This is a genomic window from Streptomyces sp. NPDC054770 (assembly GCF_053611985.1).
This window is the reverse complement of sequence record NZ_JBSHBL010000072.1, coordinates 1-21938: the sequence shown is the minus strand read 5'-3', so window position 1 is coordinate 21938 and position 21938 is coordinate 1. Positions and strand designations below refer to the sequence as shown.

The window sequence follows — 21938 nt, the reverse complement described above, 5'->3', positions numbered from 1 at the left end:
CAGCGGTGCCCTGATTTTCCGACGACCCTTGTAAGAGACATGGCCGCTGCCTGCACACTGGGGCCCATGAGCGAATGGCCCGAGGGGCGGTCGAACGACAACCGCGGCAACCAGTACGGACGCGGTAGCGCAAGCGCGCAGCCTGAGGGCGCCCGCGTGATGCGCCAGGTACGGCGTGGCGAGCCGTCGGCGCCGCCGTACGGCTCCCCGCAGCAGGGCGGCGGATACGCCGGGGTCCCGCAGCAGCCGTCGTACGGCGGCGGGTACTCGGACGGCGGCGGCTACGGAGACGGTGGCGGCGGCTACGACAGCGGCTACAACACCGGCCAGGTCTACGGCGGCGGCCCCGGGGGCGGGGGACCCGGCGGCACCCGCGAGCGTGAGCCGCGGCCGGCCGCGAACTGGCGCAAGCGGATCAAGTGGACCGCGATCGTCGTCCTCAGCGTGCTGATCGTCACATCCGTCTCGACCTACTTCTGGGCCGACTCCAAGCTGCACCGGGACGTCGACCTGTCCAAGGTGATCGACCGGCCCGCGGCGGGCAAGGGCACCAACTACCTGATCGTCGGCTCCGACAGCCGCAAGGGCATGTCGGCCGAGGAGAAGAAGAAGCTGCACACGGGGTCGGCCGAGGGCCAGCGCACGGACTCGATGATGATCCTGCACGTCGGCGACAACGGCGACACACTGGTCTCGCTCCCCCGTGACTCGGACGTGGAGATCCCCTCCTACAAGGGGTCCACCTCCGGCAAGATCTACCCGGGCACCGGCCGCCACACGAAGCTGAACGCGGCCTACGCCGAGGACGGCCCGACCCTCCTGGTCCGCACGGTCGAGTTCAACACCGGTCTGCACATCGACCACTACGTGGAGATCGGCTTCGCCGGCTTCGCGGACATCGTGGACGCGGTCGGCGGGGTCACGATCACCATCGACAAGGGTTTCAAGGACAGCTACTCGGGCGCGAACTTCAAGGCCGGCAAGCAGACCCTGAACGGCGAGGAGGCCCTGGCCTTCGTCCGTACCCGGCACGCCTTCGCCGCTTCCGACCTCCAGCGCACCAAGAACCAGCAGAAGTTCCTGGCCGCCCTGGCCCACGAGGTGGCCACGCCGTCCACGATCCTGAACCCCTTCAAGCTCTACCCCACCCTCGGCGCGGGCCTCGACTCCCTGACCGTGGACAAGGACATGAGCCTGTGGGACCTGGCGTCGATGTTCTTCGCGATGAAGGACGTCAACGGCGGCGACGGCGTCTCGATGAACATGCCGATCTCCGGCTCCACCGGCGGCAACCTGGTCTGGGACAAGGCGAAGGTCAAGACCCTGGTGGACGAACTGAAGAACGACGAGAAGGTCACCGTCTCGGGCAACTGACCCGACGGCGAGCAACGCCACCACGAGCACCACGGGTGAGGGGCCCTCGGCCGAGGGCCCCTCACCGCGCTCGCGCGAGGCGTCACATGGGCATGGCCGCCATCGAGCGGCACATCTCGGCGCAGCGGCGACACGCCTCCGCGCAGCGCTTCATCTGCGGGTCGTCCGGCATGGACATACACGCCTCGGCGCACATGTCACAGGCCTTGGCGCACATCGCGCACATCTCGGGCGACAGCGGCGAGCGCCGCATCATCATGTCGGCGCACATTCGGGTCGCCTCGGAGCAGTCCATCAGCGCGCGCATGATGCGCATGTGGGCCGGGCCGCCCTCCATCGACATGCAGGAGCTCATGGTCTCCTCGCACATCGTGTGGGTGGCCATGCACATGTTGACGCAGTCCTGCATCTCCTTGGACATGGCGGTCATGGGTCCGGTCTGGGTCATGGCTCCTCCAGGGTGGGGTGCGAGGTCCGGGGCGGTCCCCGTCTGGTTCCCGTCCTAAGCCCGACCGTCCGGTAGTGCCATTCGGCAGTGGCATTCGGCAGCGGCATTCGGCTCCGAAGCCGGAAAAGGCGCCCCGAGGGGCGCCTTCCCGTCCGATCCCGGTGCGGTTACGGCAGGTTGCGGGCCATGACGATCCGCTGGACCTGGTTCGTGCCCTCGTAGATCTGGGTGATCTTCGCGTCGCGCATCATGCGCTCGACGGGGTAGTCGCGGGTGTAGCCGTAGCCGCCGAGGAGCTGGACGGCGTCCGTGGTGACCTCCATGGCGACGTCGGAGGCGAAGCACTTCGCCGCCGCGCCCTGGAAGGTGAGGTCGGCGTCGCCGCGCTCGGAGGCGGCCGCGGCCTGGTAGGTGAGGGCGCGGGCGGCGGCGATCTTCATGGCCATGTCGGCGAGCATGAACTGGATGCCCTGGAAGTCGGCGATCGGCTTGCCGAACTGCTTGCGCTCCTGGACATAGCCCTTGGCGTAGTCGAGGGCGCCCTGGGCGACGCCGAGGGCCTGGGCGGCGATGGTGATCCGGGTGTGGTCCAGGGTCTTCATCGCGGTGGCGAAGCCGGTGCCCTCCGCGCCGATCATGCGGTCGGCGGGGATGCGGACGTTGTCGAAGTAGACCTCACGGGTCGGCGAGCCCTTGATGCCGAGCTTCTTCTCCGGGGCGCCGAAGGAGACGCCCTCGTCGGACTTCTCGACGACGAAGGCGGAGATGCCCTTCGAGCGCTGCGAGGGGTCCGTGACGGCCATGACCGTGTAGTAGTCGGAGACGCCCGCGTTGGTGATCCAGCGCTTCACGCCGTTGAGGACGTAGTGGTCGCCGTCCCGGACCGCCTTCGTCTTCATGCCGGCCGCGTCCGAGCCCGCGTCGGGCTCGGAGAGGCAGTACGAGAACATCGCGTCGCCCTTGGCGAGCGGGGTCAGGTACTTCTTCTTCAGGTCCTCGCCGCCGGAGAGGATCACCGGGAGCGAGCCCAGCTTGTTCACGGCGGGGATCAGGGAGGACGACACGCAGGCGCGGGCCACCTCCTCGATCACGATGACGGTGGCGAGCGCGTCGGCGCCAGCCCCGCCGTACTCCTCGGGGACGTGCACGGCGTGCAGGTCGTTGGCGACCAGGGCGTCGAGCGCCTCCTGCGGGAAGCGGGCCTCCTCGTCGACCGCGGCGGCGTACGGGGCGATCTTCGCCTCGACCAGCGCACGGACGACGTCACGGAGCATGTCGTGCTCCTCGGACGGGCGGTACAGGTCGAAGTCAGCCGATCCGGCCAAGGTCTCTCACTCCAGACGCAGTGGTGCTGACGCTAATTACTGTTAAGTAACTCAAAGTTTAGAACGCGGCCCACGGATAGGTCACGTGAGCTTGGCGACAGCGGGAAAGTTGCCCCGAACACGGCCCGGTTATGCTCGGGCCGCAGCCCGCATCCACGTCCCCGAGCTGGAGCATTCATGAGCCTCAAGATCACCGTGATCGGCACCGGCTATCTCGGCGCCACCCATGCAGCGGCCATGGCCGAGCTGGGCTTCGAGGTGCTCGGTCTTGACGTCGTGCCCGAGAAGATCGCGATGCTGGAGCGCGGCGAGACCCCGATGTACGAGCCGGGGCTCGACGAGCTGCTGCGCCGGCACGTGGCCGGCTTCGAGGGCTCCAGCGGACGGCTGCGCTTCACCACCGACTGGGCCGAGGTCGGCGCCTTCGGCGATATCCACTTCGTCTGTGTGAACACCCCGCAGAAACACGGCGAGTACGCCTGCGACATGTCGTACGTCGACTCCGCGATCGCGTCGCTGGCCCCGCATCTCACCGGGCCCGCCCTCGTCGTCGGCAAGTCGACCGTGCCGGTCGGCTCGGCGGAACGGCTGGCCGCGTACCTCGCGGAGAACGCGCCCGCCGGGGCCGATGCCGAGCTGGCCTGGAACCCGGAGTTCCTGCGCGAGGGCTTCGCCGTCCAGGACACGCTGCACCCCGACCGGGTCGTGGTCGGCGTGCGCAGCGAGCGGGCCGAGAAGCTGCTGCGCGAGGTGTACGCGACGCCGCTCGGCGACGGCACGCCGTTCGTGGTGACCGACTTCCCGACCGCCGAGCTGGTGAAGACCGCGGCGAACTCCTTCCTCGCCACGAAGATCTCCTTCATCAACGCGATGGCCGAGGTGTGCGAGGCCGCGGGCGGTGACGTGGTGAAGCTGGCGGAGGCGATCGGGTACGACGACCGGATCGGGAAGAAGTTCCTGCGCGCCGGGATCGGGTTCGGCGGCGGCTGCCTGCCGAAGGACATCCGGGCGTTCATGGCGCGGGCCGGTGAGCTGGGCGCCGACCAGGCGCTGACCTTCCTGCGCGAGATCGACTCCATCAACATGCGGCGCCGGGGGCAGATGGTCGAGATGGCCCGGGACGCGCTCGGCGGCGGGTCCTTCCTGGGGAAGCGGGTCGCGGTGCTCGGTGCGACGTTCAAGCCGGACTCGGACGACGTGCGGGACTCGCCGGCGCTGAACGTCGCCGGGCAGATCCATCTGCAGGGCGGCCAGGTGACGGTGTACGACCCGAAGGGGATGGCGAACGCGCGGCGGCTGTTCCCGACGCTGGGCTACGCGGAGGCTGCGCTGGAGGCCGTGCGGGGGGCTCATGTCGTGCTGCATCTGACGGAGTGGCGGGAGTTCAGGGAGCTGGATGCGGCGGCGCTGGGAGAGGTGGCCGCGGAGAAGGTGATCCTCGACGGGCGGAACGCGCTGGATCCTGAGATCTGGAGGCGGGCTGGGTGGACGTATCGCGCCATGGGGCGTCCCACCGCCTGAGTCTGCGGGTGCGTGGGGGCTGAGCGCGCAGTTCCCCGCGCCCCTTTGGGGCGCGCTCCAGTCGGGGGCGGTCAATGGAACCGGACGACACCGGTTCGGCCGAGGCTCAGTCGGCCGAACCGGTGTCTTGTTGCATTCTGCACCACGCGGCACAGGTGTGAGCGGTGAACCGGCTGTGCGTTACCCGTCCTTGGCCCGGTAGCGGCGCATCTTCGCCCGTGCCCCGCACACCTGCATCGAGCACCAGCGGCCGCGGCCGGCCGGGCTGCGGTCGTAGTACGCCCAGTGGCAGGTGCCGGACTCGCAGGCCTTGAGGCGGGTCCAGGTGCCCTCGATCGCGGCGGTGGCGACGGCCGCCGCCACCCGGGAGAGCAGCGGGGCCGGGTCGGCCGGGGCGAGGCTCGCCGCGCCGTCGGCGGGGTCCACGGCGACGTACAGCGGGGCGTGCGCGAGCAGCTCGCCCAGTGGGGTGACCTCGCGGTGCGGGGGGTACCCGGCGTGGGCGAGAAGGACGGCGCGGAGGGACTCGCGCAGGACGCGGGCCGGTGAGAGTTCGGCCTCCGTGACGCCGAGGCGTGCCCTGCCGTCCGCCGTGTCGAGCGCGTCGGCGCCCGACTCGAGGTCCAGCGTGTTCACCAGGGCCTCGACCAGGGCCAGGCCGCCCGGTGCGGGTGATCTCTCGCTCATCCCTGCAAGTTACCTCCCGGAATCCGGTTGCGACGTTACCCCCTGTACGAGAGCATGCGGTAACCGAAGTTACTGGTTGACTTGATCTGAGGGTAACTCTGCCTTCGAGGAGGAAGTCATGGCTCTCGCCAAGCTCGGTGTCGTCGTCCTGGACTGTCCCGACCCGTCCGCGCTCGCCGGTTTCTACGCCGGGGTGCTGGGCGGCAGCGTCGAGGGGGACGGGGACTGGGTGGACCTGGCGGTGCCCGGCGGGCAGGCGCTGGCGTTCCAGAAGGCGCCCGGATTCGTGGCGCCGCAGTGGCCCGCGCCCGACGACTCGCAGCAGTTCCACCTGGACCTGGTGGTGGACGACCTGGACACGGCCGAGAAGGGCGTGCTGGAGCTGGGTGCGAAGCCGCTGGACGCGGCGGACCGGTCGCGCACCTTCCGTGTGTACGCCGACCCGGCGGGGCACCCTTTCTGTCTCTGCGCCTGCTGAGAGAGAAGCCCGCCGAGAGAAGGAGGACTCATGGCGTCCGTCGCCCGCCTGCGCAACGTGGTGATCGACTGTCCCGACCCGCACGCGCTGGCCGCCTTCTACGCGGCCGTCGCCGGCGGCACCCTGGTGGCCGAGGAGGACGACTGGGTCGTGCTGAGGCTGCCGGACGGGCTGCGGCTGGGCTTCCAGCTGGCGGAGGGGTACACGCCGCCCGAGTGGCCGCGCGCCGACCACAACTCCCAGCAGTTCCATCTCGACTTCGACGCGGGGCCGACGTGGGAGGACGTCGACGTGGCGGAGAAGAAGGTGCTGGCACTGGGGGCCCGGCTGCTGCGCCGGGAGGAGGACCCGGTCGCCGAGGACTTCCGGGTGTACGCCGATCCGGCCGGCCATCCGTTCTGCCTGTGCCGGATCGACTGATCAGCCCCCTGCCGGGTCGGCTGATCAGACCTCGGCATCGGCCGGGCGGGGCGGGGTCGGTTCCCTGCGGCGCTGGGTCGCTCGGGCGGTGAAGTCGGCGCTGCGCAGCGCCCGCTGGACGTTTCCCCAGGTCAGCAGGGACAGCTCGGTCTCGGACCAGCCGCGTCGGAGCAGTTCGGCGACGAGGTTGGGGTAGCAGGAGGTGTCGGCGAGGTCGCGGGGATGGGCGACGCCGGAGTCGTAGGTCCCGGACAGGGCCACGCACTCGGGGCCCGCGACCATGCGGACGTGGTGGAGGTGGTCGGCGACGTCCGGGACGGTCGGCCCGGTCTGCTCGGCGGCCAGCGGCACCATGCACACGCCCTTCTGCTCCCCCAGCCGCGCGAGCAGTTCGTCGGAGAGGTTGGCGGGGTGCGGGCGTACGGCCGCCGCGGCGGAGCGGGTGCACAGGACCGGTGTCTTGGAGAGCGCGAGCGTCCTGGCGAGGGCGGCCTCCGGGGCGCCGGACAGGTCGGCGAGCACCCCGAGCCGGTTCATCTCCCGGACCACCTCCTCGCCGAACCGGGTCAGCCCCTCCTCCCCCGCCCAGGCGGCGCCGGCCAGGGAGAGCACGCGCAGCCCCAGGGACTGCAGGACCCGCAGGATGCCGAGGGAGTCGTCGAGGGCGGCGGCGGAGGCCGGGCCGAGCACCACGGCGACCCGGCCGCAGTTGCGGGCGTCGATGACCTGACCGGCGGTGCGCACCAGCCGGAGCCCCTCCGGGTGCATCTCGACCACCCGGCGCACCAGGTCCAGCTGTTCCAGGGTGGCCCCGACGGCCCGGTCGCCCCGCTCCCCCTCGGGCTCCCTGGGCCCCTTCGGCCCTTCCGGTGCCTGCAACGACCAGAACAGCGCGCCCACATGCCCCTCGCGCAGCCGGGGCACGTCCGTGTCCACGGCCGTCTCGCCCAGCTCCAGGTCGTACCAGGGCAGCGGCCCGAGCGCCCGGGGCAGCGCGCTGTAGCCGTCCGCGACCGGATGCGCCTCCAGCAGCGCGTGCGCCCGCTCCAGGAACGCGGCACCGGACTCCACCGGGAACGGGTCGGCCGGGAGGCAGTCCTCCCGGCCGACCTCGGTCGTGGAGTGGATGTCGTGCTGGAGGTCGGCCATGGCAGGCTCCGTACGTCGTCGTGACCTACGTCGTGAAGGGGCTGTAGCCCACCGTCGCACGCCTGCCCGGGAGGGTTCCTGGTGGATGGGGCGTTCGGGGGTACGCCCCGTCGTCCGGGGGGTACGCCCGTCCGCCACGGATCAGTCGATCAGCCGTCCAGCTCGGAGATGGTCGCGTGGGACGGCCCCCGCGTCTCCTGGAGGTCCCGTGCCACGTCCTCCGCCGCGCCCAGCACACGGACCGCGTTCTGCCAGGTCAGCTTGGCCAGGTCGGACCTGGACCAGCCGCGGTCCAGCAGCTCGGCGACGAGGTTGGGGTAGCCGGAGACGTCGTTCAGGCCGTCGGGGGTGAAGGCGGTGCCGTCGTAGTCGCCGCCGATGCCGAGGTGGTCGACGCCGGCGGCCTCGCGCATGTGGTCGAGGTGGTCGGCGACGGTGGCGACCGTGGCGATCGGACGCGGGGTGGTCTCCTCGAAGGCCCGGTGGACCTTCATCGCCTCCTCGGTGGTGTCGAGGTGGTGGAAGCCGTGGGCGCGCATGTTGTCGTCGGCCGCCGCCGTCCAGTCGACCGCCGCCTGGAGCACGAACTTGGGTACGAACGTCACCATCGCCATGCCGCCGTTGCCGGGGAGGCGTTCGAGGACGTCGTCCGGGATGTTGCGGGGGTGGTCGCAGACGGCCCGGGAGGAGGAGTGGGAGAAGATCACCGGGGCGGTGGTGGTGTCGAGGGCGGCCCGCATGGTCGTCGCCGCCACATGGGAGAGGTCCACCAGCATGCCCAGGCGGTTCATCTCCCGCACGACCTCGCGGCCGAAGGCCGACAGACCGCCGACGTTCGGCTTGTCGGTCGCCGAGTCCGCCCAGTCGTTGTTGTCGTTGTGGGTGAGCGTCATGTAGCGCACGCCCAGCTCGTACAGACCGCGCAGGGTGCCCAGCGAGTTGTCGATGGAGTGGCCGCCCTCCGCGCCCATCAGGGAGGCGATACGGCCCTCGGCGCGCGCCGCCTCCATGTCGGAGGCGGTCAGCGCGGCCCGCAGGTCGGCCGGGTAACGGGCGATCAGCTGCCGTACGCAGTCGATCTGTTCGAGAGTGGCCGGGACCGCGCCCGGCAGGTCCGAGCGGACGTACACCGACCAGTACTGCGCGCCGACGCCGCCTTCCCGCAGTCGCGGGATGTCGGTGTGCAGATGCGCGTTCTGGTGGGTGGCGATGTCACGGGCGTCGAGGTCGTAGCGGACCTGCTCGCGCAGTGCGTACGGCAGGTCGTTGTGGCCGTCGACGACCGGGAACTCGCGCAGCAGGGACCGGGCTTCATCGAGGGACGTCATTGCCTGTTACTTCCCGGAGTCCTACTTGCCGAAGCCGAAGCCGTTCGGGCCGCCCTCGACCTTGGCCCGCAGCCGCTTGCCCTTCTCGGTGGCCTGGTCGTTGAGGTCCTGCTGGAAGTCGCGCATCCGGCCGAGCAGGTCCTCGTCGTGGGTGGCCAGGATCCGGGCGGCCAGCAGGCCCGCGTTGCGGGCACCGGCGACCGAGACCGCGGCGACCGGGACACCGGCCGGCATCTGCACGATGGAGAGGAGGCTGTCCATGCCGTCGAGGTACTTCAGCGGGACGGGCACGCCGATGACCGGGAGGGGGGTCACGGAGGCGAGCATGCCGGGCAGGTGGGCGGCACCGCCCGCGCCCGCGATGATCACCTTCAGGCCGCGCTCCGCCGCCTGCTCGCCGTACGTCACCATCTCGCGCGGCATCCGGTGCGCGGAGACGACGTCGACCTCGTACGCGATCTCGAACTCGTCGAGAGCCTTGGCGGCGGCCTCCATCACGGGCCAGTCGGAGTCCGAACCCATGACGATGCCAACAAGGGGGCTCATTCGGTGATCGTGCCTCTCAGGTAGCCGGCAGCGTGACGTGCGCGCTCGAGAACGTCGTCCAGGTCGTCGCCGTAGGTGTTGACGTGGCCGACCTTGCGGCCGGGCTTCACGTCCTTGCCGTACATGTGGATCTTCAGTTTGGGGTCGCGGGCCATGCAGTGCAGGTACGCGGAGTACATGTCCGGGTAGTCGCCGCCCAGGACGTTGACCATGACCGTCCACTTCGCACGCGGGCGCGGGTCGCCGAGGGGCAGGTCGAGGACCGCGCGGACGTGGTTGGCGAACTGCGAGGTGATCGCGCCGTCCTGGCTCCAGTGGCCGGAGTTGTGCGGGCGCATCGCCAGCTCGTTGACGAGGATGCGGCCGTCGCGGGTCTGGAACAGCTCGACGGCCAGGTGGCCGACCACGCCCAGTTCCTTGGCGATCCGCAGGGCCATCTCCTCGGCCTGCAGCGCGAGGGACTCGTCCAGGTCGGGGGCGGGCGCGACGACCGTGTCACAGACGCCGTTGACCTGCTGCGACTCCACCACCGGGTAGGCGACCGCCTGGCCGTGCGGGGAGCGTACGACGTTGGCGGCGAGCTCGCGGACGTAGTCGACCTTCTCCTCGGCGAGGACGGGCACACCGGCCCGGAAGGGGTCGGCGGCCTCCTCGGCGGTCTCGACGACCCAGACGCCCTTGCCGTCGTAGCCGCCGCGGACCGTCTTGAGGACGACCGGGAAGCCGTCGCCCTCGGCGGCGAAGCGGACCACGTCCTCCTGGTCGGCCACGATCCGGTGCCGCGGGCACGGCACGCCGATCTCGGTGAGCTTCGCCCGCATCACACCCTTGTCCTGGGCGTGCACCAGCGCGTCGGGGCCGGGGCGCACGGGGATGCCGTCCGCCTCCAGGGCCCGCAGATGCTCGGTGGGCACGTGCTCGTGGTCGAAGGTGATCACGTCACAGCCGCGCGCGAACTCGCGCAGCGTCTCCAGGTCGCGGTAGTCGCCGACGACGACATCGCTCACCACCTGGGCCGCGGAATCCTGAGGGGTGTCACTGAGGAGCTTGAACCTGATGCCCAACGGGATGCCCGCCTCGTGCGTCATACGCGCGAGCTGACCCCCGCCGACCATGCCGACTACCGGGAACGTCACACCCCCAGGGTATCGGCCGCGCCAGGGTGGCCGGTTCCCGAGCCCTGGACCAGCGCTCTTACCGGCCGCTTCGCCGCCTCTTGCCCCGCTTTTCCGGAGCTCTTCCCAAGCCGTTCCCGACCTGTGTCGCCATCCATAGGCGCGAGACACACTGGGTCGTTAGAGTGGCTGAGTCGTCAATGCCTACGGACGGGAGCCCGAACAACCATGGAACGTGGTTCCTCGGGGCTGCAACGGCTCGTACGCGAGGTCGCCAAATTCGGCGCGGTCGGCGGAGCCGGCATTCTCGTCAATCTCGGCGTTTTCAATGTCGTCCGGCACGTCACCGACCTGCCGGTGGTGCGGGCCAGCGTCATAGCGACCGTCGTCGCCATCATCTTCAATTACCTCGGCTTCCGCTACTGGACGTACCGGGACCGCGAGAAGAGCGGCCGCACCAAGGAACTCACCCTGTTCCTGCTGTTCAGCGCGGTCGGCCTGGTGATCGAGAACGGTCTGCTGTACCTGGCCACCTACGGCTTCGGCTGGGACAGCCCGCTGCAGAGCAACGTCTTCAAGTTCGTCGGCATCGGCGTGGCCACGCTGTTCCGCTTCTGGTCGTACCGCACCTGGGTCTTCAAGACGCTGCCGGCCCGCGAGACGGTCGCGGACGCGGAGGCCCTCCTGGAGCGGGCCGCCGACACCGAGAAGCCCAGGCAGCAGGTCCGCTAGGGCGCAGGGGTCCTGGCTAGCGGACCATCGGCAGGTCGTCGTCCGGCTTGTGCGGTGGCGGGGTGCGGGACAGGAACAGCCCGAACACCGGCGGCTGGGCCTGGAGCAGCTCCAGACGGCCCCCGTCGGCCTCCGCGAGATCACGTGCGACGGCCAGCCCGATCCCGGTGGAGTTGCGGCCGCTGATGGTCCGCTCGAAGATGCGGTTGCCCAGGTCGGCCGGTACCCCGGCGCCCTCGTCGGTCACCTCGACCACCGCCTGGTTGCCGGTGACCCTGGTCCGCAGGGCGACCGTGCCGCCGCCGTGCATCAGGGAGTTCTCGATCAGCGCGGCCAGCACCTGTGCGACCGCGCCCGGCGTGCCCACCGCCCGCAGATGCCGCTTGCCGGAGCTGACGATCGCCCGGCCCACGCCGCGGTAGGCGGGCCGCCACTCGGCGAGCTGCTGCTGGATGACCTCGTCCAGGTCGAAGGAGACGGCGGAGCCGGTACGCGGGTCCCGGGAGTTCGTCAGCAGCCGCTCGACGACGTCCGTCAGCCGCTCCACCTGCGTGAGCGCCACGTTCGCCTCCTCCTTCACGATGTCCGGGTCGTCGGTGAGGGTGATCTCCTCGAGCCGCATGGACAGCGCGGTCAGGGGGGTGCGCAGCTGGTGGGAGGCGTCGGCGGCCAGCCGCCGCTCGGCGGTGAGCATCCGCCCGATCCGCTCGGCGGAGGAGTCCAGCACGTCCGCGACCCGGTCCAGCTCCGGGACGCCGTACCGCTTGTGCCGGGGCCGCGGGTCGCCCGAGCCGAGCCGTTCGGCGGTCTCGGCGAGGTCGGTGAGCGGGGAGGCGAGCCGGTTGGCCTGCCGGATGGCGAGCAGCACGGCGGCGATCACGGCGAGCAGCGCGACGGCACCGATGATCAGCAGCGTACGGCCGACCTCCCGGGTCACGGTCGACCGCGGCTCCTGGACGGTGACCGTCTCGCCTTCCTCGCCGTCGGCCGTGTAGTGGATGACATCACCCTCGGGCTTCACACCCAGCTCGATCACCGGCTTCCCCGGGACCCGGATGACGGCGTACTGCTCCTTGGAGACCTGACTGCGCAGTATCTCGGCGGTGATGTCCTCGTCCTCGAGGATCCGGCTGTCCACGATGCTGGCGAGGCGAAGCGCCTCGGAGTCGACGCGTTCCTGGGCGCTGTTGCTGATGGTCCGACTCTCGACGATCACCAAGGAGACACCGAACACGGCAATGACGACGAGTACGACGGCGAGGGTGGACTGAATCAGACGACGACGCACGGCACTCTCCGGGAAACGGCGACTTCAGCGCCCCTTTAGGGGCGCGGGGAACTGCGCGACCAGCCACACACGACGGCAGGTCGCACACCTACCCGAGCCACCACGGCGCGACGCGCGTAGCCGACCTAGCTCTTTTCGAAACGGAACCCGACACCACGCACGGTAGCGATGTACCGAGGGTTCGCCGCATCGTCGCCGAGCTTCTTGCGCAGCCACGAGATGTGCATGTCGAGCGTCTTGGTCGACGACCACCACGTGGTGTCCCAGACCTCCCGCATCAGCTGGTCCCGCGTGACGACCCGCCCCGCGTCCCGCACCAGCACCCGCAGCAGGTCGAACTCCTTCGCCGTGAGCTGGAGCTCCTCGTCGCCCATCCACGCCCGGTGCGACTCGACGTCGATCCGCACCCCGTGCGTGGCCGGCGGCTGCGCCGGCTCCGCGGCACCGCGCCGCAGCAGCGCCCGCACCCGGGCCAGCAGTTCGGCGAGCCGGAACGGCTTGGTGACGTAGTCGTCGGCACCCGCGTCGAGACCGACGACGGTGTCCACCTCGTCGGCCCGCGCGGTCAGGATGAGGATCGGCACGGCGTGGCCCTCGGCACGCAGCCGGCGCGCCACCTCCAGGCCGTCCATGCCGGGCAGCCCGAGGTCCAGCACGACCAGATCGACGCCGCCCTGCATTCCGGCGTCGAGCGCGGTGGGTCCGTCCTCGCGCACCTCGACCTCGTAACCTTCCCGGCGCAGTGCGCGGGCCAGCGGCTCCGAGATGGACGCGTCGTCCTCGGCGAGCAGTACACGGGTCATGGGGTGATGGTAGTCCGATTACGCGCAGTACTGGAGTGTGATCGGCACCAGGGATTCTTACCTTGGGGCACAGTGGTACGAACCTATGGGCGAAAGGTGCGATCGTAGGAGGGACCTTCGAAACCGGGTGCGAGGTTCCGCCGACACCTGTGATCCGCGTCTCAAGTCCTTCCATATCCGGCAGTGTCCTGACGTACAGTGACTTGAACGCCTGTAGTACACCCGGGGACCTTTGGTGGGCATGTCGACGCTGAAGGTCTCTTTTGTGTGCGGGCTGGCCTGCCAGCCTCGAAAGGAATGACCTCTGGCCGGGCTCCGGACGCGACACAGCGTCACGGGGCGTGGATCCCGGTGGTCGCCGTCCGCCGCCCCGCGACCCGGGGCGGAATCCCTGTGGGCGTGGGGTGGACGGGCAGACCCTGCCGGTGCCGGCCGCTCCCCCCACGGGCGCGCAAGCCCCACCGCGCGCTCAGACCAGCAAGGAACGACCATGGCGTCCAGCCTGACGAAGGACTCGGTCCGTCCGGGCACCCCCGGTTCCGAGAAGACCTTCTTCGGCCACCCCCGCGGACTGGCCACCCTCTTCATGACCGAGATGTGGGAGCGATTCTCCTACTACGGCATGAAGGCCCTGCTCCCGCTGTACCTGGTCGCTCCGGGCGGCCTGCACATGACCGCGGCCACGGCGACGGCGATCTACTCCGTGTACCTGTCGCTCGTGTACCTGCTCGCCCTGCCGGGCGGCTGGTTCGCCGACCGTGTGCTCGGCCCCCGCAAGACGGTCGCCGTCGCGGGCACGGTCATCATGCTCGGCCACCTGACGCTGGCCCTGCCCAGCTCCGGCACCTTCTTCGCGGGCCTCGGCCTGGTCGCCATAGGCTCAGGCCTGCTGAAGGCCAACATCTCCACGATGGTCGGCCACCTGTACGACGGTCCGGACGACCCGCGCCGTGACGGTGGCTTCACGCTCTTCTACATCGGCATCAACCTGGGCGCGTTCGCGGCGCCGCTGGTCATCGGCACGGTCGGCGAGAACTACAACTGGCACCTCGGCTTCGCCCTTGCCGCGGTCGGCATGGCGCTGGGCCTCGCCCAGTTCCTGCTCGGCACCCGCCACCTGAGCTCGCGCTCGGACATCGTCCCGACGCCGCTGTCCGCCGCGGAGAAGAAGGCGACGCTGACGAAGGCCGGCTTCTGGGCCGCCGTCGCCGCGGTCTTCTACATCGTCGTGGGTGTCTCCGGCGTCTACACGCTGAACTGGCTGCTGGTCCCGATCACCATCGCCGGTCTGCTGATCCCGGTCGTCGTCATCGCCCGCATCAAGCGGGACAAGGACCTGGACCGCGCCGAGCAGGGCAAGATGAGCGCGTACATCTGGTTCTTCGTGGCCGCCGCCGTCTTCTGGATGATCTACGACCAGGGCGGCTCGACCGTCTCCCTGTTCGCCGACGCGTCCGCGAAGAACACCATCTTCGGCTGGAACTTCCCGGTCTCCTGGTACCAGTCCGTCAACCCGGTCATGATCATGGCGTTCGCGCCGGTGTTCGCCTGGGCGTGGCTGGCGATGGCGCGGCGCGGCAAGGAGCCGAGCACGGCCGTGAAGTTCGCCGGTGGTCTGGTGCTGATCGGTGCGTCGTTCTTCCTGTTCCTCGCGCCGCTGTCGATCGCGGACGGCGGGCACAAGGCAGCAGCGATGTGGCTGGTCGGGATCTACTTCGTGCAGACCGTGGGTGAGCTGATGCTGTCCCCGGTGGGTCTGTCGGTGACGACCAAGATGGCGCCGGCGAAGTACGCGTCCCAGATGATGGGCGTGTGGTTCCTCGCGGTCACCGCGGGTGACGCGACCACCGGTCTGCTGTCCATCGCGGGGGTCGACCTGAACAAGACGGGGATCGTGACGCTGCAGGCGGCTCTCGCCGTGGTCGCCGGTGTGGCCGTGTGGCTGTACCGGAAGAAGGTTCGGGAGCTCATGGGAGACGTTCACTAGCGTCTTCGACAGAGGGCCACCGCATTCTTTTGAATGGGGTGGCCCTCTTGTGTCTCGGCTGTCCGCCGGATGTGGCTGGTCGCGCCCACGCGGCGGTAGCCGCATATCGAATACAGCCCCGCGCCCCTACTTTCTCATCGCGTCCTTCGTTTTGGCATGAACGTGAACACAGCGCCGCCCAGCAAGATCGCCGTTCCTGCCACCAGGCCCAGCGCCTTCAGTGCCCCATTGCTGCTGTCGCCGGTCTCCGCCAGGCCACCGCTGCTGCTGGAACTGCTCGACGAACCGCCCGAAGTCGACGAACCCGACGCGCCGCTCGCCTGCTGGGTCGTGTCCAGGGTCAGGGAGACCGCCGTCTTCGTCGGCGTGCAGGTCGTGGTCGTACCCAGTGCCTCGACCGTCAGGACGCCCGGCGACAGCGTCGATGTACCGCTCGCCCCCGGCTTGTACGTGCCCGTCAGGTCCGGGATCTCGATCGGGTCGCCGGACTTGATCGCGGAGGAGTTGGTGGGGCCCTCCACATGGACCGTGCCCTTGTCGGCGCCGCCCAGGACCACCTCCATCGACGGCTTCACCGAGTCCGCCGGGATGTCGGCGGGGCTGTCCATCACCGACCCGTTGAACTGCACGGTGAGATCGAAACTGCCGCCGTCCTTCTTGGCGTTGATCTGCACCGGCGAGGTCGCGCTCTTGTCGCCGATGGGCGTCTTGCAGGCGTAGGGGATGTCGACCTCCTTGCCCGTGAAGTCGGTCTGGTCGCTGCCCGTGCCGTCGGACGCGGAGGCAGAGGCGGAGGCAGAGGCGGAGGCCGACGCCGAGTCGGAAGGTGATGCCGAGCCGGAGGGGGACGCCGAGGCCGAGGTGCTGTCCGACGGGCTCGCCGACCCGCTCGAACCGCTTCCGGTCACCTCGATGGCCGCTGCCTTCGGCACCGTCTCCGTCGGGGTGCACACGGTGTTCGTCCCGTAAGCGTTGACCGTGTACGCGTCCGGCGTGAGCGTCACCTCGCCGGGCGAGGTCAGTTTCAGCGTGCCGGTCATGTCGGACAGCACCATGTCGCCGCCCTTGGGGATCGCCGGGTTCTCGCGCGGCCCCTGCATGGCGATGTCGGCGGTCTGGGCGCCGGCCGCCTTGACCGTGCCGGACGGCTGGACCGTGTTCGCGGGCAGGTCGATGATGTCCGGGTTCTTGGACGCGGCCTGCACGAACTTCCAGGTGATGTCGACCGTGTCGCCGACCTTCGCCGTGGCGGGCGCGGTGATCTCGACCTTGGTGGTCCCGTCGATCGGGTCGGCGACCCCGGCGGGCGGTACGCAGTGGGTGGCGTACGACACCTCGGCCGCCTGGGCGGTCCCCGCGGTCGCGCCGAGCAGGGCGCCCGCCCCGGCGAGGACCAGGGCGGCCGCCGCCGCGCCCGCTCTGGCCGGTACCGGTGTCACTCTCCTTCGCATGATCACGTGGGTCCTTTCGTGGTCGGAGTCGTGGGACTCGTGGAGCTGTCGTCGTGCGGTGCGGAGAGCCGGCCGGCCGTCGCGCCCGGATCGGAGTCCGGGGTGAACCACGGCAGGGTCGAGGGGGTGGCGGCCGTCGAGAGCGGGGGCTCCGGGGCGCGCGGATGCGGCATGCGGAAGACCGGGCGGGGCACTCCCCGGTGCCGGATGCCGCCGGCGCGGGGCGGCCGTACCCGGTCCACCACCGCCATGCCGATGCGGAAGACCGCGGCCGGTACGACCACGCAGAGCAGGATCCAGAAGAGGGTCACGCCCCAGGGGCGGCCGACGCCCCAGGGCTGCTCGGCGAGGACCTTTCCGTCGTACCTGAGGGAGACCGAGTAGTCGCCGTGCGCCCCGGCGGAGAGTTCGACGGGCAGTTTGACCTGGGCCTTCCTGCCGGGTGCGAGGGTGCCGCGCCACTGCTGCTCGTCCCACTGGGGGGCGAACACGCCGTGTGCGGTGCCGACCTGGAAGACCGGGTCCTTCAGGGTCGAGGTGCCCGCGTTGCCGATGGTGAAGACGAGGGTGCGGGAGGGGGGTGCGCCGAACCAGGTCAGCAGGCCCGAGGAGCCGTCGAGGCGGGTGTCGGTGAGCATCGACAGGCGGCCGCCGGTGGACTCGGCGGGCAGTGCCTTGACGGGGTGTCCGGCGACCTTGAAGGCGGTGTCCGCGTCGGCACTGGTGCCGGTCACGGTGGCCACGTGCACCACGCAGGGGCAGGGCACCGGCGGTTCGGCGACCGGGAGCTGCTTGCTGAAGCCGCCGTTCGCGTCGGTGGTGACGGCCCGTCCGTCGGCGTTGGCGCAGGAGTTGGTGCCGCCGAGCACCCCCCGGGACGGGCTGGACTGGCCGCAGATCAGCATCATCAGCAGGGTGTGCGGCCGCCAGCCGGTACCGCTGACGGTGACCGAACCACCGGTGCCGGCCTGGGACTTGGAGACCTTGACGGCCGGCCCGCCGGCGGCTGCCGCCATGGGCACGAGGAGCAGCGAGAACACCGCCGCCAGCGCCGTCAGTGCCGCCAGCACCGGGACCGGTCTCGGGACCGCACGCACCCTCACCTCGCTGCTCCCGTCAACTCGACGTCCATGGACCGGGGTTCGGCCACCTGATCGGCGCGCCGCCCGCGCAGTCGTACGACCGCCACGGCGGCCCCCGCCATGAGCGCGCCCGCGATCCCCGCGACCGCGCCCCAGGGCACGAACCGCGCCTCGGTGTCCGCCGTGTCGTGCGCGCCGTCCGCCGCTGTCGCCGTCAGCCGGACGTCGACCGCGTCCAGGGCGGGGTGGCCGGGCCAGGGCTCGCTGAGTTCGGTGCGGGAGCCCGGGGCGAGGCGGACCGGGAGGGTGCGCGGGGCCCGGTCCAGGAGGACGCGGCCGAAGAGGCCGTGGGCGCGCACCGCCAGCTTCGGTACGAGCACGGTGGTACCCCGGTTGACCAGCTCGTACGTGATGCGGTCAGCGTGGACGGCGACATGTTCGACGGTCAGCGCGGAGAGCGCGGGGCCGCCCACGCGCAGTCGGATGCGGGCGGTGGCTGTGCGGTCGTCCGCGTCCTTCGCCACGAGCGTGCCGGTGCGGTCGCCGGGGGCCGCGTCGGCCGGGACGGTCATGGTGAACGGGACGTCGGCACGAGTCCGGGCGGGGACCCGGACGGCCGGCTCCGCGAAGGTGACCGGGACGCCGGTGCCGGTCAGCCGTACGGTGACCGGGTGCCCGCCGGGGTTGGTCACCGACACGGTGTCCTGGAGGACCGCTCCGGGGGCGCCCTCGGCGTAGAAGGCGGGGCGGCCGCCGCCCGCGGGCGCGAGGGACCAGCTCTCCGCGGCCGCGGCTCGGGGTGCGGCGGCGAGCAGGGTCAGCGTGGCGACACCGAGGACACGGACGGCGGACTGGGCGGACGGCATGGGCGGCTCCAGCGGTCGGACCCCGGGGGTCAGCGGCGTACGGTCTGGTTCCGCCGGGTCAGCCAGAGCGTGCCGGCCGCACCCGCGAGCAGCACGGTGCCGCCCAGGGTGCCGAGGGCGACGAACGAGTCCTCGGGACCGGTCTTGGGGAGGGTGCCGCCGGAGTCGGTGCCGGTGCTGCCGGACGACGAACCTGAAGTGGAACTGCCGGAACTGCTCGAACCGCCGCCCGCCGCGGTCACGTCCAGGGTCAGGGACGGGCCGGGGTTGTTGGTGGGGGTGCAGGTGGTCGTCGTACCGAGCGCCTTGATGGTGAGCGTGCCCGCCGTGAACGTCACCTTGCCGGACTTCTCCGGGGTGTAGGTGCCGCTCAAGTCGTTGATCTTGATGGGGGTGTTGGCGGGGATCGCGGCCTGGTTGGCGGCGCCGGTGACATTGACGGTCCCGTTGTCGGCGCCGCCGAGCTTGATGGTGGCGCTCGGGCTCATCGCGCCCTTGCCGAGTTCGACGGGGCTGGAGGAGACGCCCTTCTGCCAGGACATCGTGATCTTGTAGCCGCTGCCGCTCTTGACGCCGGTGATGTCGATCGGGGAGACGGCACTCTTTTCGCCGATCGGCGTCTTGCACTGGTAGTTGACGTTCACGACGGTGGCGTGCGCCGCCGGAGCGCCCAGCAGCACCGCCGACCCGGCCAGGGCGGCGGCGGACGCGAGCACGGCGGTACGTTTCGGGTACGACGACACGGTCGGTCCACCCCATTCGCTACTGACGAGGTATCAGATTCGGCCGTCAAGGTACGCCGGGGCTCATAAGGAGGGAAGAGAAAGGGCGTGGCGGAAGTGTGGGGATACGCGAACTCGAAGGATGCCCCGCTGAAGCGCCCCGTAGGGGCGCGGGGAACTGCGCGAGCAACCACTCACGACCCGCAGCCGCGCACGGCCCCCGGCGGCACCCCCCTAGGCGGGTGCCCCCAACTCCGCCCACACCGTCTTCCCGGCCGCCCCCTGCGTCCGCACAACCCCCCAGTCCAGACACAGCCGTTGGACGATGAACATCCCATGCCCCCCCGGCCGCCCCGCCCGATGCGGCGTCCGCGGTGCCGGCTGCCCGCCGCCACGGTCGGACACCTCCACCCGGATCACCTTCTTGTCGCAGGCCAGGAACAACTCGTCCGGCCCCTCCGCATGCAGGCACGCGTTCGTGACCAGCTCGGAGACGACGAGCAGTACATCCTCGGCGGCGGCCCTGCGGTCAGCCGTCGCGGCCGGCAGCCACCCCCACGCGTACAGCGCCTGGCGGGTGAAGTCGCGCGCGAGCGGCACCACCCCGCTCTCGCCGTGGAGACGCAGCCTGCGGACCTGACGACCCCCCGTCGAGGCGGGCGGCTCGTCGGACGCCGCCCCCTCGGACATCCCCGAAGCGCCGCTGGGCTCCGGGCCGCGGTCGCCCGGCGGGTAAGGCCGGGTGGTGCTCATCAGCGCTTCACCTCACCGATTCACCGGTTCACATGGAAAAAATCGCGTTGCTGTGGTCCGTACAGGTATCCGTACGGACCGGTCGGCGTGATCGACTCGAACAGAGCCGGGCCGGGCGCCGACGGATCCAGAATCTCTCCTGCCCGAGCGATCCACAGGAACACCCCCCGGTTCCGGACGCCGGACCGGGGCTCAGCCCTCGCCGCCGGCCGTGCCGTCCGCGCCGTCCTCGTCGGCCAACGCCGCCTCGACGGAGTCGTGGACGGTGAAGACCGCCTCGGCTCCCGTGATCTCGAAGACCCGGGCGACGACGGGCAGCATCCCGGCGAGGTGCACCCCGCCCCCGGCGGCCTCGGCCCGCAGCCGGGCGCCGAGCAGCACGTTCAGCCCGGTGGAGTCACAGAACTCGAGGCGTGAGCAGTCGACGACAAGGCGCGAGAAGCCCTTGTCGAGGAGATCGTCGAGCGGGTCGCGCAGCAGATCGGCGGTGTGGTGATCGAGCTCACCCGCCGGAGTCACGACGGCACTGGAGCCCGCTTTCCGCACTTCCACCAGCAGCCGGCCCGACTGTGCGCTGCCGACCGTCCCGTGGTCCATTGCCGTCTCTCTCCCGAGGTCGTGACCGCTTTTACCACCGTCTGACCGTTGTCTGACGATGCCCACCGATGTCCGCCGAACGCCGCGGCGACGCCCTCGAACATTACGCCTTCTGCACGCAACCCGACACCCGAACAACCTCACCTAACCGGACAAACCATAATAGAACGGACTTGCGAGCGCCTCGGCGGAGCGGGTAGGGCTAGTAGGGACACGAAAACCGACACGGCCGGCTTTGGAGGCGCCGCACACCGCAGTGCACGCACGGCTCCGGCAGCCTCATTGCCGAGAACGATGGAGGACACCATGTCACCCCGGCTCGACGCCTCGTACCCCCTGACGGCGACGTCGACACCCCCACCGGAACCACTGGATGCCATCGAGGGATTCTTCGCGGAACTCGGAGTCCCGGAGATCCCCCCGTACGACGAGGTCGACGCGGTGGACGCGCGAGCCCTGTCCAAGACCCTCTTCGAGCGGCTGGAGTCGCTGGAGGAAGGCACGCACGACTATTCGTACGTCCGCAACACCCTCGTCGAACTGAACCTCGCGCTGGTCAAGTTCGCCGCCTCCCGCTTCCGCTCCCGCAGCGAGCCGATGGAGGACATCATCCAGGTCGGCACCATCGGCCTGATCAAGGCGATCGACCGCTTCGAGCTCTCCCGGGGCGTCGAGTTCCCCACCTTCGCGATGCCGACGATCATCGGCGAGATCAAGCGCTTCTTCCGCGACACGTCATGGTCGGTACGCGTCCCGCGCCGCCTCCAGGAGCTCCGTCTGGACCTCGCCAAGGCGGGCGACGAACTGGCCCAGAAACTGGACCGCGCCCCCACGGTCGCGGAACTCGCGGAACGCCTCGGCCTCTCCAACGACGAGGTCGTCGAGGGCATGGCGGCGTCCAACGCCTACACGGCCTCCTCCCTGGACGCGCAGCCCGAGGAGGACGAGTCCGAGGGCGCCCTGGCGGACCGCATCGGCTACGAGGACCACGGCCTGGAGGGCATCGAGTACATCGAGTCCCTCAAGCCCCTCATCGCCGGGCTCCCGCCCAGGGACCGCACCATCCTCTCCCTCCGCTTCGTCGCGGGCATGACCCAGTCGGAGATCGGCGACGAGCTCGGGATCTCCCAGATGCACGTGTCCCGCCTGCTGTCCCGGACGCTGGTGCAACTGCGCAGGGCGCTGACGGTCGAGGAGTGAGACCGGCCCCGGCCGCACAGGACCGTTCCCGGCCTCTGCGGCGGGGCCCGCAGCGCTGATCCGCGC

At 70.4% G+C, this 21938-nt stretch carries 22 protein-coding genes; 7 read left to right on the top strand and 15 right to left on the bottom strand.

Translation table 11 applies throughout. The features are described 5' to 3' along the window. The first annotated feature begins 66 nt into the window (after positions 1 to 66). Positions 67 to 1374: an LCP family protein gene (locus ACWGKQ_RS40700; protein ID WP_453297105.1), complete on the top strand. Its 1308-nt coding sequence runs from the start codon at positions 67 to 69 to the stop codon at positions 1372 to 1374. An 82-nt stretch (positions 1375 to 1456) separates the two neighbouring features. Here ACWGKQ_RS40700 and ACWGKQ_RS40695 read toward each other — a convergent pair whose 3' ends face one another. Beyond that, the gene (locus tag ACWGKQ_RS40695; protein ID WP_453297104.1) at positions 1457 to 1822 is read right to left on the bottom strand and encodes a four-helix bundle copper-binding protein; all 366 of its coding nucleotides are present in this window, start codon (positions 1820 to 1822) and stop codon (positions 1457 to 1459) included. A gap of 167 nt (positions 1823 to 1989) precedes the next feature. Beyond that, complete coding sequence (locus tag ACWGKQ_RS40690; protein ID WP_453297103.1) at positions 1990 to 3147, bottom strand: acyl-CoA dehydrogenase; 1158 nt, start codon at positions 3145 to 3147, stop codon at positions 1990 to 1992. Positions 3148 to 3324: 177 nt separating this feature from the next. Between ACWGKQ_RS40690 and ACWGKQ_RS40685 the strand changes: the two genes are divergently transcribed. Beyond that, positions 3325 to 4668, top strand: a complete 1344-nt coding sequence (locus ACWGKQ_RS40685; RefSeq protein WP_453297102.1) for a UDP-glucose dehydrogenase family protein — start codon at positions 3325 to 3327, stop codon at positions 4666 to 4668. A gap of 180 nt (positions 4669 to 4848) precedes the next feature. Here the strand turns inward: ACWGKQ_RS40685 and ACWGKQ_RS40680 are convergent, their stop codons facing one another. After that, a complete protein-coding gene (locus ACWGKQ_RS40680) occupies positions 4849 to 5355 on the bottom strand; it encodes a CGNR zinc finger domain-containing protein (RefSeq protein WP_453297101.1) in 507 nt (168 codons plus the stop codon). A 118-nt stretch (positions 5356 to 5473) separates the two neighbouring features. Between ACWGKQ_RS40680 and ACWGKQ_RS40675 the strand changes: the two genes are divergently transcribed. Next, the gene (locus tag ACWGKQ_RS40675; protein ID WP_453297100.1) at positions 5474 to 5833 is read left to right on the top strand and encodes a VOC family protein; all 360 of its coding nucleotides are present in this window, start codon (positions 5474 to 5476) and stop codon (positions 5831 to 5833) included. A 30-nt stretch (positions 5834 to 5863) separates the two neighbouring features. Then, complete coding sequence (locus ACWGKQ_RS40670; protein ID WP_453297099.1) at positions 5864 to 6253, top strand: VOC family protein; 390 nt, start codon at positions 5864 to 5866, stop codon at positions 6251 to 6253. A 24-nt stretch (positions 6254 to 6277) separates the two neighbouring features. Here ACWGKQ_RS40670 and ACWGKQ_RS40665 read toward each other — a convergent pair whose 3' ends face one another. From ACWGKQ_RS40665 to ACWGKQ_RS40650, 4 genes are all read right to left on the bottom strand, one after another. Further along, positions 6278 to 7402 (bottom strand): dipeptidase, encoded by a 1125-nt coding sequence (locus tag ACWGKQ_RS40665; RefSeq protein ID WP_453297098.1) that lies wholly within the window; start codon positions 7400 to 7402, stop codon positions 6278 to 6280. 149 nt (positions 7403 to 7551) lie between these two features. After that, positions 7552 to 8730 carry a dipeptidase gene (locus tag ACWGKQ_RS40660; protein WP_453297097.1) on the bottom strand — a complete coding sequence of 393 codons (1179 nt, stop codon included), beginning with the start codon at positions 8728 to 8730 and terminating at the stop codon, positions 7552 to 7554. A 21-nt stretch (positions 8731 to 8751) separates the two neighbouring features. Further along, positions 8752 to 9276: a 5-(carboxyamino)imidazole ribonucleotide mutase gene (gene purE / locus ACWGKQ_RS40655; protein ID WP_453297096.1), complete on the bottom strand. Its 525-nt coding sequence runs from the start codon at positions 9274 to 9276 to the stop codon at positions 8752 to 8754. Then, positions 9273 to 10412 carry a 5-(carboxyamino)imidazole ribonucleotide synthase gene (locus ACWGKQ_RS40650; RefSeq protein WP_453297095.1) on the bottom strand — a complete coding sequence of 380 codons (1140 nt, stop codon included), beginning with the start codon at positions 10410 to 10412 and terminating at the stop codon, positions 9273 to 9275. Before ACWGKQ_RS40650 ends, purE begins: the two co-directional genes overlap by 4 nt. Before the next feature lie 207 nt (positions 10413 to 10619). Here ACWGKQ_RS40650 and ACWGKQ_RS40645 point away from each other — a divergent pair, with 207 nt between their 5' ends. Beyond that, positions 10620 to 11123, top strand: coding sequence for a GtrA family protein (locus tag ACWGKQ_RS40645; RefSeq protein WP_453297094.1), 504 nt, complete (start codon positions 10620 to 10622; stop codon positions 11121 to 11123). Between the two features lie 16 nt (positions 11124 to 11139). Here the strand turns inward: ACWGKQ_RS40645 and ACWGKQ_RS40640 are convergent, their stop codons facing one another. Beyond that, positions 11140 to 12411, bottom strand: a complete 1272-nt coding sequence (locus ACWGKQ_RS40640) for an ATP-binding protein (RefSeq protein ID WP_453297093.1) — start codon at positions 12409 to 12411, stop codon at positions 11140 to 11142. A 125-nt stretch (positions 12412 to 12536) separates the two neighbouring features. Continuing rightward, positions 12537 to 13214, bottom strand: coding sequence for a response regulator transcription factor (locus ACWGKQ_RS40635; protein WP_016436346.1), 678 nt, complete (start codon positions 13212 to 13214; stop codon positions 12537 to 12539). A gap of 490 nt (positions 13215 to 13704) precedes the next feature. Here ACWGKQ_RS40635 and ACWGKQ_RS40630 point away from each other — a divergent pair, with 490 nt between their 5' ends. Then, positions 13705 to 15201, top strand: coding sequence for an oligopeptide:H+ symporter (locus tag ACWGKQ_RS40630; RefSeq protein ID WP_453297092.1), 1497 nt, complete (start codon positions 13705 to 13707; stop codon positions 15199 to 15201). Positions 15202 to 15335: 134 nt separating this feature from the next. On the opposite strand, the gene ACWGKQ_RS40625 is transcribed toward ACWGKQ_RS40630, so the two are convergent. The 6 genes from ACWGKQ_RS40625 to ACWGKQ_RS40600 all read right to left on the bottom strand — a co-directional run bounded on the left by ACWGKQ_RS40625 (position 15336) and on the right by ACWGKQ_RS40600 (position 20672). Beyond that, complete coding sequence (locus ACWGKQ_RS40625; protein WP_453297091.1) at positions 15336 to 16652, bottom strand: hypothetical protein; 1317 nt, start codon at positions 16650 to 16652, stop codon at positions 15336 to 15338. Between the two features lie 2 nt (positions 16653 to 16654). Then, entirely contained in the window at positions 16655 to 17668 is a 1014-nt protein-coding gene (locus tag ACWGKQ_RS40620) for a hypothetical protein (RefSeq protein ID WP_453297123.1), read from the bottom strand. Positions 17669 to 17751: 83 nt separating this feature from the next. Beyond that, a complete protein-coding gene (locus ACWGKQ_RS40615) occupies positions 17752 to 18600 on the bottom strand; it encodes a COG1470 family protein (protein ID WP_453297090.1) in 849 nt (282 codons plus the stop codon). 29 nt (positions 18601 to 18629) lie between these two features. After that, positions 18630 to 19343, bottom strand: a complete 714-nt coding sequence (locus tag ACWGKQ_RS40610; protein ID WP_453297089.1) for an LPXTG cell wall anchor domain-containing protein — start codon at positions 19341 to 19343, stop codon at positions 18630 to 18632. 213 nt (positions 19344 to 19556) lie between these two features. Beyond that, positions 19557 to 20075, bottom strand: a complete 519-nt coding sequence (locus tag ACWGKQ_RS40605; RefSeq protein WP_453297088.1) for an ATP-binding protein — start codon at positions 20073 to 20075, stop codon at positions 19557 to 19559. Between the two features lie 192 nt (positions 20076 to 20267). After that, complete coding sequence (locus ACWGKQ_RS40600) at positions 20268 to 20672, bottom strand: STAS domain-containing protein (protein ID WP_453297087.1); 405 nt, start codon at positions 20670 to 20672, stop codon at positions 20268 to 20270. Positions 20673 to 20978: 306 nt separating this feature from the next. Between ACWGKQ_RS40600 and ACWGKQ_RS40595 the strand changes: the two genes are divergently transcribed. After that, positions 20979 to 21872, top strand: a complete 894-nt coding sequence (locus ACWGKQ_RS40595; protein WP_453297086.1) for an RNA polymerase sigma factor SigF — start codon at positions 20979 to 20981, stop codon at positions 21870 to 21872. Positions 21873 to 21938: the final 66 nt, after the last annotated feature.